Annotated in this window: 8 protein-coding genes; 3 read left to right on the plus strand and 5 right to left on the minus strand. The window is 70.8% G+C overall.

What is annotated here, in order from left to right; genetic code table 11:
* Positions 1-52 precede the first annotated feature (52 nt).
* Both ACH4RG_RS30885 and ACH4RG_RS30890 read right to left on the minus strand, forming a co-directional pair.
* Positions 53-1,651 (minus strand): MFS transporter, encoded by a 1,599-nt coding sequence (locus ACH4RG_RS30885; protein ID WP_398163547.1) that lies wholly within the window; start codon positions 1,649-1,651, stop codon positions 53-55.
* Between the two features lie 207 nt (positions 1,652-1,858).
* On the minus strand, positions 1,859-2,254 hold the full coding sequence (locus ACH4RG_RS30890; protein WP_397922601.1) for a winged helix-turn-helix transcriptional regulator: 396 nt from the start codon (positions 2,252-2,254) through the stop codon (positions 1,859-1,861).
* Positions 2,255-2,377: 123 nt separating this feature from the next.
* Here ACH4RG_RS30890 and ACH4RG_RS30895 point away from each other — a divergent pair, with 123 nt between their 5' ends.
* Positions 2,378-3,427: a DUF3533 domain-containing protein gene (locus tag ACH4RG_RS30895; protein WP_397922599.1), complete on the plus strand. Its 1,050-nt coding sequence runs from the start codon at positions 2,378-2,380 to the stop codon at positions 3,425-3,427.
* Positions 3,428-3,622: 195 nt separating this feature from the next.
* A complete protein-coding gene (locus ACH4RG_RS30900) occupies positions 3,623-4,120 on the plus strand; it encodes a phospholipase (protein WP_397922597.1) in 498 nt (165 codons plus the stop codon).
* 103 nt (positions 4,121-4,223) lie between these two features.
* Here ACH4RG_RS30900 and ACH4RG_RS30905 read toward each other — a convergent pair whose 3' ends face one another.
* The gene (locus tag ACH4RG_RS30905; protein WP_398540552.1) at positions 4,224-5,402 is read right to left on the minus strand and encodes an alpha-lytic protease prodomain-containing protein; all 1,179 of its coding nucleotides are present in this window, start codon (positions 5,400-5,402) and stop codon (positions 4,224-4,226) included.
* A gap of 345 nt (positions 5,403-5,747) precedes the next feature.
* Between ACH4RG_RS30905 and ACH4RG_RS30910 the strand changes: the two genes are divergently transcribed.
* Complete coding sequence (locus ACH4RG_RS30910; RefSeq protein ID WP_398163545.1) at positions 5,748-6,659, plus strand: alpha/beta fold hydrolase; 912 nt, start codon at positions 5,748-5,750, stop codon at positions 6,657-6,659.
* Between the two features lie 19 nt (positions 6,660-6,678).
* On the opposite strand, the gene fxsT is transcribed toward ACH4RG_RS30910, so the two are convergent.
* Both fxsT and fsxC read right to left on the minus strand, forming a co-directional pair.
* Positions 6,679-10,614: an FxSxx-COOH system tetratricopeptide repeat protein gene (gene fxsT, locus ACH4RG_RS30915; protein ID WP_398540553.1), complete on the minus strand. Its 3,936-nt coding sequence runs from the start codon at positions 10,612-10,614 to the stop codon at positions 6,679-6,681.
* On the minus strand, positions 10,611-11,951 hold the full coding sequence (gene fsxC / locus ACH4RG_RS30920) for an FxsC protein (RefSeq protein ID WP_397922589.1): 1,341 nt from the start codon (positions 11,949-11,951) through the stop codon (positions 10,611-10,613). The genes fxsT and fsxC overlap by 4 nt, the downstream gene beginning before the upstream one ends.
* Positions 11,952-11,967: the final 16 nt, after the last annotated feature.

The following is an 11,967-nucleotide window of genomic DNA, read 5'->3' on the forward strand; positions in this document are numbered from 1 at the left end:
CCCCCGACGAGGGCGACCCATGGCCGGCCGCATGACGCGGGGTCGGGTCACTTCACGTCGACGTCCCCGCCGTGGACGTCGGCTTGCCGACCTCTCCCGCTTCCTCCGCCTCGCCCTCCTGGCCCGCGCCCCCGTCGGCGCGCCCCACGTTCCGGAGCAGCACCGTGGCCGTGATGGCCAGTGCGAGCATGACCGGGACGGCTCCCATCGCGATCCAGGAGAGGCCCTGGGCGAAGGAGCCCCTTGCCACGGAGACGAGTTGGGCCCCTGCCTCCGCCGGCATCCGACCGGCGACCTCCAGGGCCGCGGGGAGGTTGTCGATGACCGTCTCCCGGGCGGGGGCGGGTACGCCGTCCGGGACCGAGCCGGCCACCCCGCTGTGGTAAGCGACGTTCAGCACGCTGCCGAGGACCGCGATGCCGAGGGCGCCGCCCAGCTCCTGGGTCGTCTCCCCCACCGCGGCGGCCGAGCCCGCCCGCTCCGGCGGCGCGGCGTCGACGATCATCCCGATCCCGAGGGACGAGACCGGCATCAGACCGGCGAACAGCAGCGATGCCGCCGTGACGACGGTTCCGATGCCGGAGCCTCCGTCCACCTGGGAGAGCACGGCGAAGCCGACGGCGGCGGTCGTGAGACCGGCGCCAAAAACGTACGCCTTGCCCACCTGGGCCGCCACGCCCTGGGCGATGAACATCGCGAGGGTTCCACTGACGACCATCGGCAGGCTCCACACCGCCGACTCCAGCGGTGCCATGCCCACCACCAGCTGGATGTACTGGGCGATGAGGAACTGGCTGCCCAGCATGAACACCACGGTCAGGGTCAGCGTTCCGAGGGAGACACTGAAGCCGCGGTCAGCGAAGAGCTTCATGTCGAGCAGCGGGTCGGTGAGCCGACGCTGCCGTACGACGAAGAGGGCGCCGATCGCGAGGCCGGCCACCAGGGCGAACAGCGCCGGCCGGGTGACGCCCTCCCCGGCGAACTCCTTCACGCCGAGGACGACCAGCAGGATGGCGGCCAGCGACATCGCGGCGCTGGTCAGATCAAGTCGGCCGGCGTCCGGATGACGGACCTCCGGGAGCACCAACGGGCCCGCCACCAGCAGGAACACCATGACAGGCACGGCCACGAGAAAGACCGAACCCCACCAGAACGCCTCCAGCAGCAGGCCGCCGACCAACGGGCCGACCGCGCCGCCCAGCATGAAGCTCGTCATCCACACCGTGATGGCGAAACCGCGCTGCTTGGCGTCGTGGAACATGGCGCTGATCAGCGACAGCGTCGACGGGCCCAGCACCGCGCCGGCGAGGCCGAGGAGGGCGCGGGCCACGATCAGCGTCTCCGCGGTGGGCGCGTAGGCGGCGAGCACCGAGGCGCAGCCGAAGGCCACGGCCCCGATCATGAGCATCCGGCGACGGCCGATGCGGTCGCCGAGCGTACCCATGGTGATCATCGCGCCGGCGATGACGAACCCGTAGACATCGGTGATCCAGAGCAGTTGCGCCCCTGAAGGCTCCAGATCCCGGCTCAGGGTCGGCAGCGCCAGATGGAGCACGCTCATATCCATGATCACGAGCATCGCGGGCAGCGCCAGGGCCGCCAGTCCGATCCACTCGCGCACCCCGGCGCGCGGCGCGGTTTCCGTATCCACCGAAAGCTCCCTTCCGGGCCACTCGGCCCGTCGGGCTCACCCTAGGTTGTGAGCTTTCGATTAGTAAGGGCTTACCTGTCGGTCAGCCCCCAACCGGGCCGATGGCGCGCAGGCCGGACGGCCGGCCCGGGGAAACATTCGAGAAGTCGCCCGACAGGGAAAAGCGCCCCGCTCCACAGGGAGCGGGGCGCCGGGCGGACAGCGCGTTCACTTCACGTCGTCATGGCGCTCGCGCGCGGCGATGACATCTCCGATCCGATGCGTGATCCACTCGACCAGGCCGCCCAGCGTCACCGCCAGCTCCCGCCCCAGAGGGGTGAGCGAGTAGGTCACCTGGGGCGGCACCGTGGCTTCGACCTCACGGGCGATCAGTCCGTCCCGCACGAACACCCGCAGATTCTGGGACAGCATCTTCTCGCTGATGCCGCCGATCCTGTCCCGCAGCACGTAGAAGCGCATCGGCCCCTCCTGCAGCGCGGCCAGAATCAGCACGCCCCATCGGCTGCTGACGTGATTCAGCACCGTGCGGGCGGGGCAGTCCGCCGTGAATGCGTCGCTCATCGCGACGGCTTTCTCGTCCTTGACCTCAGAGCTCACGTCCACGGCTGGAACTTACCGCAGAGCATGCCCTTACGAAAGGAAAGCCTGAGGCCGGCCCGCCGCCGCGCTACGCCGTTCGGCCCCGCCCCGCCTGCGCGGACGCCGTCACGCCGGGACCGTGGGGGCATGACTTTCGTCGACGAGGTGAAGAACGCCGTCACCCCACGCGCCGCCCTGCTCGTCATCGGTGTGCTCGGACTGCAACTGCTGTTCATCGCCTCCTACGTCGGAGCGCTGCACAAGCCCACGCCGACGGATGTGGCCTTCGGAGTGGTGGCCCCGCGGCAGATGTCCCAGCAGCTCGTCGACCGGCTGGACGGGCTCCCCGGCGGACCGCTCGACCCCCGTACGGTGAGCACCGCCGCCGAGGCCCGCGAGCAAATCATGAACCGCGACATCGAGGGTGCCCTGATCGTCTCGCCGGAGGGCCGCACCGATACCCTGCTGGTCGCCTCCGGGGGCGGGACCGTGCTCTCCGGCGCCCTGGAGAAGATCATCGCCCGGGTCGAGGGCTCCCAGCAACGGGCCGTGCGGACCGTGGACGTGGCGCCGGCCTCCGCCGACGACTTCGACGGACTCTCGTCCTTCTACCTGGTGGTCGGCTGGTGCGTCGGCGGCTATCTCTGCGCCTCGATCCTGGCGATCAGCGCGGGCACGAAACCCGCCAACCGGCAGCGGGCCACGATCCGGACCTTGGTCATGGCGCTGTACGCGATCGCGGGCGGCATCGGCGGCGCGGTCATCATCGGCCCGATCCTCGGAGCGCTGCCGGGCAGTTCCTGGGGCCTGGCCGGCCTCGGCGCCCTGGTCGTCTTCTCGGTCGGCATGATCACGCTCGCCCTGGAGGCGCTGACCGGCATCGTCGGCATCGGCCTGGCCGTCCTGATCATCGTCATCGCCGGCAACCCGAGCGCGGGGGGAGCCTTCCCGCTCCCGATGCTCCCGGACTTCTGGCGGGCGATCGGCCCGGCCCTCCCTCCGGGCGCGGGCACCTGGGTGGCCCGCTCGATCGCCTACTTCCGGGGCAACGCGGTCACCGGGCCCCTGCTGGTGCTCTCGGCCTGGGCGGTCGTCGGCACGGCGCTGACCCTGCTCCTGTCGATGCGGCACCGCGCGGGGCGGGACGACGACGGTGCGGAGACGGCACGTGCGGCAGGCGGATCGACGGCTGTCTGACGCCCGCTCCCGCTCGGTAGAACGTTCATGGGGCCGCCGCAAGGCGGCCCCATCTGACGTGCGCACCCATTCTTGACGTCCGGTCAGCGCGACGCCTAGTCATGACAGGGACATGACGACATGCTGGAGCGGCCTCGTACCACCCGACGAGGAGCACGGCCAGGACCACCCCTTTCACCCCCACGGAGGTCGCTCATGCGTCGTCGATTCACGGTTCCGCTCGCCGCGGTCGCCCTGTCGCTCCCGCTCAGCCTGATCACCGCCGCCTCCGCCGCGGCCGCCCCCGCCGACAAACCCCAGGTGCTCAGCTCCTGGACCCAGACCAGCGCCTCCAGCCACAACGCCTGGAGCGCCGCCCGCAACAACCAGGGCGCCTGGTCGGCGTACGGCTTCGACTGGTCGACGGACTACTGCAGCAGCTCCCCCGACAACCCGTTCGGCTTCCCCTTCCAGACCTCCTGCGCCCGCCATGACTTCGGCTACCGGAACTACAAGGCCGCCGGTACGTTCTCCGCCAACAAGGCCCGCGTCGACTCCGCCTTCTACGAGGACCTCAAGCGCGTGTGCGCCCGCTACTCGGGCGCGACGAAGACCTCGTGCAACGGCACGGCCTGGACCTACTACCAGGCCGTGAAAGCCTTCGGCGTCTCCCCGGCCAAGGCGGACTCCGACCATCTGCCCGAGGCCGCCTGACCTCCCGGCCGGCCACGCCACCCAGCTCCGCCTCGCACCGCACATGGGGAGAGGCCCCCGGGTACCCGGGGGCCTCTCCCTTTCGCCGTGACGCGGTGGAACGTCAGCCGATCTCGGCGCCGTAGGCGGCCAGCGCCTCCGGTACCGGCTGGAAGAAGGTCGTGCCGCCCGAGGAGCAGTCGCCGCTGCCGCCCGAGGTCAGACCGAGCGCGGTGTCGCCCGCGAAGAGGGCGCCGCCGCTGTCGCCGGGCTCGGCGCAGACCGTCGTCTGGATGAGGCCGTTGACGATGTCGCCGTTGCCGTAGTTGACCGTGGCGTCCAGCGCGGTGACCTCACCGTCGTGCACCTGGGTGGTGGAGCCGCTGCGGGTGACCGCCTGGCCGACCGTCGCGTCGCCCGCCTGCGTGATCGCCTGGGTCGAGCCGTCGTAGAGGTTCACCTCGCTCGGGTGCGCGGTGTCCGAGGTGTACTTGACCAGGCCGTAGTCGTTCTCCGGGAAGCTGGAGCCCTCGTTCGCCCCGATCTCCGAGCCGCCCTGGGTGTCCGACCAGCTGGTGACCGACTCGGTGCAGTGGCCGGCGGTCAGGAAATACGGCTCCCCGCCCTTGACCACGTTGAAGCCGAGGGAGCAGCGGGAGCCGGAACCCCAGATCGCGTCGCCGCCCGCGATCAGCGGCGTGAACTCACCTGCCGTCCTGTTGAGTTCGGCCGTGCCGCCGAGACCCTCGACCACGGCCGAGAGCTTCTTCCAGGCCGCGCCGTCGACCGTGCTGTCGGCGGTGACGAGCACCTTGTTGCTCACCGGGTCGATCGCCCAGGAGGTGCCCGGGATCGTCGCCTTGTCGGTGAGGGTCCCCCGGGCCGACTTCAGCTCGGCGAGGGAGTTCTCCACGATTCTGGCCTTGCCGCCCGCCTGGCGGACCTGCTCCGCGGCGGCCTCGTCGACGACGTTCACGACGAGTGTCTTCGCCGTGGTGTCGTAGTACGAGCCTGCGGCGTCCGCGCCCAGGTCACGGTCCAGGGCGGTGGCCAGCTCTCCGGCCGCTTCCGCGTTGAGGGTCTTGGCCGCGAACGTCGGCACGTCGTCACTGGCGTTCGCAGTCTGGAACGTGAATCCCGCTGCGAGCAGGGCGACGACGGCCGAGCCGGCCAGCGTCGCGCGCTTCCTGGATATGCGTCGATGCTTCAACTTCGACCTCCTGTGGGGCCGTGCACGGAGCAAGTGGGGTGCCCGTACACGGAGGATGGGGCGCCCACTATTCCGACGCGGCGAAGCGCACACAAGGTCGGCTTCCAGACGTGCACACGACAGCGACGCTTCGCCCGCGAGGCGTTCAGCACCCTCGGGTCGTACCACGTCGGTCCCGATCGCGAACACCCGGTGCAACCGTTGACGGCCCCTGGGTGAGGACTAGTCCTGTCCGGTATTCGCCGTCGCCGGTCCGGATGGTGTGCCGACCCGTCCGGATGCCGACGGAAATCGTCCGCCGGGAGCCTCCCCGTACCTTCACAGTTCCTGTCGCCCAACAGTCCCGGTAACGCCCCTGATGGGTCATCATCGAAAAGGCAGCACACGCCGGGCACACCGTGCCCGGGCCGGCCGGGTGACCGAGCGGAGGAGGAACGGGTGCGCAATCGGGTGCTCGCGGCGGACGGGCGGCATCTGATGGTGGAGCGGATGGGCGATCCGCGGGGGAGACCGGTCTTCCTCCTCCACGGCACTCCGGGGAGCAGGCTCGGGCCCGCTCCCCGCGGCATGGTGCTGTACCAGCGCCATACGCAGCTGATCACCTACGACCGCCCGGGATACGGCGGCAGCGACCGGCACGAGGGCCGTCGGATCGCGGACGTCGCCGAGGACGTCCGGGCCATCGCCGACGCCTTGGGCCTGAGGCGATTCGCCGTGGTGGGCCGCTCCGGCGGGGCCCCGCACGCCCTGGCCTGCGCGGCGCTGATGCCGGAACGGATCACCCGGACCGCGGCGCTGGTCAGTCTCGCGCCCCCGGACGCGGCCGGTCTCGACTGGTTCGACGGGATGACCGCGTCCAATGTGCTCGCGTACTCCACCGCGGCCGACGACCCGGAGAGCCTGGCGGAGTCCTTCATCACGCGCTCGGCGCAGATCCGCCGGGACCCGGTCAGACTCCTGGACGACCTGCGCCGGGAGCTGACCGAATCCGACCGGATGGTGGTCAACGACGCGGGGATCCGCTCCATGCTGCTGCGCAACTACAGCGAGGGGCTGCGCACCTCGGCCTACGGCTGGATCGACGACGCGATCGCGTTCTGCAGCCCCTGGGGGTTCGATCCCGGCGGGATCACCGGCAGGGTGCTCCTCTGGCACGGGGTGAAGGACGTCTTCTCCCCGGTCGGCCACTCCCGCTGGCTGGCCGGGCAGATACCGGGCGCCACCGCCGTACTGGAGCCGGCGGCGGCGCACTTCGACGCCTTCCCCATGCTTCCCCGCGTCCTCGACTGGCTGCTGGACGAGCGGGAGCACCCGGACGGGATGCGGCCGACCGCCGTGCCGGGAGGATGAGCCCTCCCGGCACGGGCGGTCACACCGACATCGGTTCCAGTTCCCGCCGGAACCGCTCCTCGGTCCGGGCCATCCGGACCAGCGGATGGTCGTCGCCGAGCTGGCGCGACAGCTCGGGGACGATCTCCGCCCGCAACTGCACCGCCTCGTCCTCCCGCCCCACGGCAGCGAGCGTGACCGCCATGTTCGAGCTCATGGCCAGGGTCTCCGGATGGTGCGCCCCGAGCGCCTCGCGCAGCTGCCCGGCCAGCCGCTGCTCGGTCTTCAGCACGATGTCCAGCTCCCCCCGGTCCGCCGTGGCGCTGGCCAGGTTCATCACGCAGAACAGAGTGTTCGGGTGCTCGCGGCCGAACGTCTCCCTCATGGTGGCGACGACCAGCTTCAGCACCCGCTCAGCCGCTTCCGTCTCCCCGGCCCCCGTCAGATAGACGCCGAGGTTGTTCTGCGCCGCCAGCGTGTACGGGTGCCTCTCGCCCGGCACCTTCATGAACTGGTCGACGACCTCCTGCGCCGTGTCCCTCGCCTCGGCGCTCTCGCCCGCCGCGAACAGGTCCGCGGCGAGGTTGAGGTCGCAGGCCAGCGAATCGGGGTTGGCGATGGTGTACTTCGCCCGGTAGCGGGCGCGGGTCGCCACCGTGAGACGGCGGGCGTCCTCCAGCCGGCCCGCCCTGCGCAACGACACCGCGAGGCTCTTCGCGGCGCTCAGCGTGGTGGGGAAGCTGCGGCCCATCGTCTCCTTGAAGCTGTTGTACGTGGTGCTGAGCAGCCCCACCGAGTCCTCGTACCGTCCGACCTCCCGCAGGTCCCGGGCGAGGTTCATGGCGGAGGACAGGCTGTAGGGGTGCTCCGGTCCGAGCACCTGGGAGCGCAGGTCGTAGACGTCCTGGTCGATCTCCCGGGCGCGGGCGTACTGGCCGACGCTGCGCAGGTTCAGGGCCAGGTTGTTGGCGGCGGCCAGGGTCCGGGGGTGGGAGTCGTGGAAGATCTGCCCGAACCCCTCGTGGGCCTCGGTCGCCATCTCGATCGCCCGCCCGTAGTCCCCCAGCAGACCGAGGTCGATGGCCAGGCTGCTGGTGGTCATGTACGTGTGCGGGTGCTCGGGTCCCAGCACCGCCCGCTGCCGCTCCAGGGTGAACTCGTCCAGCTCCTTCGCCTCCACGTAACGACCGCGGGTGCGCAGGATGTTGGAGAGGTGGAAGCAGAGGTAGAGGTACTGCAGGTCCCGCTCCCCCAGTTTCTCCCGCCAGATCTCCCGCAGCTCGTCGCCGAGCGCGCCCGCGGTCCTGATGTCGCCGCGCTTCCAGAGGTAGCGGACCCGGTCGATCAGGAGCCTGCGGGTCTCCGGCTCCTTGCAGTTGCGGGCGTCGGAGGGGCCGAGGTGCGGCCAGATCGTCGCGAAGCGCGGCCAGGTCTCCGGGTTGTCGATCGGCTCGTCGTCGTCGGGCCGGGCGCCGGCCAGGATGCGGTGGACGACGTGCCGGGCCTCGCGCTGCTCCTCCTCGCTGAGCTGCGCCTTGATCACGGCCTGGACGAGGCGGTGGACCTGGATGGAGTTGGAGACCTGGTCGACCTTGGCGAGGGCGAACCGGCCGATCTCCCGGATGACCCGGCCCAGCACCAGCTTCTCCTGGAGCGAGGAGTCGTACGGCTTCAGCGCGTCGATCATCTCCTTGCTGTAGAGGAGGTTCGCGGAGATCGGTTCCGGGGCGAAGAAGGCGCAGAGCTGGAGCAGCCGCACGGCGGCGGGCGAGCGCTCCTTGAGCCGGACGATGGAGATGTTCCAGGTCGCGGCGACCGGTTCCGGGTAGCCGGCCGGCTGGTTCAGTCCGAGGACCTGGGGAGCCTGCTGGGCGAGTTGTTCGAGATAGGCGTCGATGGGAGTGGCGGTCTCCGCGATCCAGGCGGCCGCCTGCTCCACGGCGAGCGGCAGGTCGCCCACGGCGGTCGCCACCTGGTCGGCGTCCTCGTCGCTCAGCCCCGGCGCCCGGCGCTGGAGGTGCTCGATCGACTCCTCGCGCAGGAAGACGTCCACGGGCAGCGCGTCCCCGTGCTGGGACCAGCTCTGGTTGCGGGAGGTCACCAGGATGTGGCCGGAGCCGCCCTGCGGGAAGTAGCGGCGCAGCTGCTCGGGGTCGTCCGCGTTGTCGAAGACCAGCAGCCAGCGGTCCGAGGGCACGCCGCGCCGCAGCAGGTCGACGGCCTCCTGGGAGGCGGCGGCCATGTCGTCGCCGCCCTGGGCGCCGAGCCGGACGGCGAGCTCGGCGAGCGAGGCGACCACGTCGTCGGTCTGCTCGGACGATATCCACCACACCAGGTCGTAGTCGGCCATGAAGCGGTGCACGTACTCCAGGGCCACCTGGGTCTTGCCGACGCCGCCCAGTCCGTACAGGGTCTGCGGCTGCGGCAGGACGACGGCCAGGCCGCCGCCGAGCTGGTCGCGCATCCGCTCCAGGACGAGGGAGCGGCCGGTGAAGCCGGGGTTGCGGGGCGGCGCGTTCCAGATCCTCGGCACGGTGCCGGGGAAGCGGGGCCCGGGCGAGACCCCGTCCGCCACCTGCACCGGGCGGTCCAGGGCCCGCATCACGGCGGTGGTGGCGTGCACCTCGTCCAGCCGGAAGAGGTCGACGGGGTTGCGGTCGATGTAGGGGGCGCTCAGGCGTACGTCCCCGACCCGCAGGGGGACGAGCCGGCGGCGGCCGCTGCCGACGGCCTCCGCGGCGGTCCGCTCCCACAGCTCGACCGCGCGCTGCGACTTCAGGTAGGCGCTGGAGAGCAGCACGACGGTGCGGGCAGCGCTCTCCTCGGTGGTGTCGGCGGGCTCGTCGGGGGAGCGTTCGGCGGAGACGTCGCGCGGAACCACCCGGAAGCCGGCCCGGGTGAGGATCGATTCGAGCCAGTCGGCCCACATCCGGTTCTCCGCCACATAGCTGAGGAAGAGATCGGCGGGCAGGGCGGGCCTGCGCCGGGTGAAGGCGTCGCGGATCCGCAGGCGGACCTCCTCGCCGATCGGGGGCATCGAGGTGATCTCCCGGTCGGTGATGACCGCGACGAGCCGTTCGAAGGCGGAGAGCAGCGAGTTGGAGAGCCCGGCCTCGTCGCCGAAGGTGGCGAGCGTCTCCTCGTAGGCGTAGTAGGGCCGGTAGGGGATCTCCACCGCGCCCCAGTAGGCGGTGAGCTCGTCGCCGGACAGGTTGCGCGGCAGCCGGTCGAACTTGAGCCGGGCCAGCGCCCGCCCGGCGTCCGCCTTCTCCTTCTCGCCCTCGTCGATGCGCATCGGGACGGGGTAGAGGGCGATGGGGCGGCCGGTGTTGCGCTCGGCGATCTGGCGGGCGACGGAGGCCGCGCCGTCGATGGACTGGTCGCTGAGGGTGAAGCAGTCGACGAGCACGTCCGGGAGGTGGACGGTGCAGATGTCGGCGATGTCGCTGAGGCCGGTCCGGCTGTCGATGAGGACGTAGTCGTAGTTGGCCTTCATGTCGTCGCGCAGCGCGTCGAAGAAGTGGCCGCCGCCGAACCGGTCGTAGAAGTTGTCCCAGTCGAAGGTGGAGACTGTCGCGGAGTACTCGCGGTTCTGCCGTCCGGCGGAGACGAAGTCGAGCGTCCCGCCCTGCGGGAACTCCCAGCCGAGCGACTCCGGGGTCAGCGACACGGCGTGCGGCTGGATACGGGCGTAGTCGCGGTGCCAGTCCTCGGGGCGCTGGGCGGGGCTGGTCGCGGCCCAGGCGTACTCGGTGATCAGGTCGATCACGCCGGTGGTGGCGCCGAGGGTGGCCGGGTCGAGGAAGGGGTGGAAGAACCGGTGCAGCCCGGGGGCCTCCAGGTCCCAGTCGACGGCCAGTACCCGCTTGCCGTTGGCCGCGAGGATCCAGGCGGTGTTGGCGAGCGCCATGGTGCGCCCGGTACCGCCCTTGTACGAGTAGAAGGTGACGATGCGCCCGTCACGACCGGCACTCATAGGTCCTCCGCTTCCGTCGCAGGGTCGTGCGGGTCGGGGATGTAGCTCGTACTGCCCATGGGGCCGGTGAGCCGGGTCCGCTCACCGGAGCCGCCGCCGGATCCGGGAGGGTAGGCCTTGGCGTGCTTGAGGTACTGCTGGGCGGCCACCTCGACCACCTGGGGCAGGAGTTGACCGAACGCCTCCATGGTGGGCACTCCTTTCGCCGCGGCCCGGCACAGGGCCCGGCCCTGGCCCATCTTGATCGGCATGGTCGCTTCGAGCGTCTGGGTGAGTTCGCTCTCCGCCGCTCTGCTCTGGTGGTCGTCGCGGCTCCACGGCACGACCATGGTCACCCAGGGCCGGTTCTCGGCGTCGAAGGCGGCGAGCCTGCGGCGGTGGTCCTCGTCCCGGAGGGCCCAGCGGTCGACGAGCAGGATCTCGGGGGTGGTGGGCGGGGTCTTGCCGTCGTGCCGGTCCTCGTCGAACGAGGTGATGACGGCCTGGTAGTTGAGGGAGCGGACCAGCTCCTCCGCCACATAGGCCAGCGGGCGCGCGGCGGCCGGGTAGTAGGGGTTCCAGTCCTGGGGGTGGTCGCCGTAGTGGTCGCTGTTGCGGCCCTCGGGCAGATCGTGGCGCGTCGGCGCCGCGATGGTGATCTGCATCGGCCGGGGGGCGCCGACTCCGCTGCTGGGTGAGCCGAAGGCGCTGGGCGCGAGGCGGTAGTCGACGGGCCGGCCGGTGTCGATGCGGACCGAGTCGGCGACGCTCACGATGCGTTTGGCCAGTTCGTAGACGGCCCGTTCGTACTCCTCGGCGAAGAGTCTGAGCTTGATCAGACCGTACAGGCCGTCGCTGACGTACCGTTCCCCGAAATCACGGTGGTTGAACTGCAACCGCTCGGCGGAGCCGGGCAATTGGCTCGGCGGCACCGGTACCCAGAGTGCCGGGACGATGGCCTCGGCGGGCTGGTTGGAGCGGGCGCGGTGGTGGATGGCTCGCTGTTCGAAGGCGTACCACTCCTTGCCGCACATCTCGCTGGCGAAGTAGCGCGGCGAGAACAGCGGAACGAAGACCCGGCAGGTGGCGAGGACGTCGCCGAGCCGTTCCGACCAGCCCTCTCCGGAACGTATCTCCCGGTCCATGAAGCCCGCCGGCGCGCCCGCGGGTAAGTCGGTCATGGCCATCACGTGGCCGCAGAGGTCCCGGAAAAGCCGTTCGACCCACATATCGGGGTCCGCTCCGCCGCCGTACCCCGGCGTGTGGGCGTAACTCAGAAAGAAATACGGCCGATGGCCCACCGCTCGCTGTTGCGTCGATGCGTGCACACGACCCCCGTCCTGTGTGAGCACTCGCATCCCGGAAGGAGGAAGG

The organism is Streptomyces sp. NPDC021019 (assembly GCF_044333295.1).
GTDB lineage: Bacteria > Actinomycetota > Actinomycetes > Streptomycetales > Streptomycetaceae > Streptomyces.

What these genes read in the sequence shown, in the direction of transcription:
- ACH4RG_RS30895 (WP_397922599.1), top strand. Translation starts at nt 2,378, where the DNA reads ATGACTTTCGTCGACGAGGTGAAGAACGCCGTCACCCCACGCGCCGCC.
- ACH4RG_RS30900 (WP_397922597.1), top strand. Translation starts at nt 3,623, where the DNA reads ATGCGTCGTCGATTCACGGTTCCGCTCGCCGCGGTCGCCCTGTCGCTC.
- fxsT (WP_398540553.1), bottom strand. Translation starts at nt 10,614, where the DNA reads ATGAGTGCCGGTCGTGACGGGCGCATCGTCACCTTCTACTCGTACAAG.
- fsxC (WP_397922589.1), bottom strand. Translation starts at nt 11,951, where the DNA reads ATGCGAGTGCTCACACAGGACGGGGGTCGTGTGCACGCATCGACGCAA.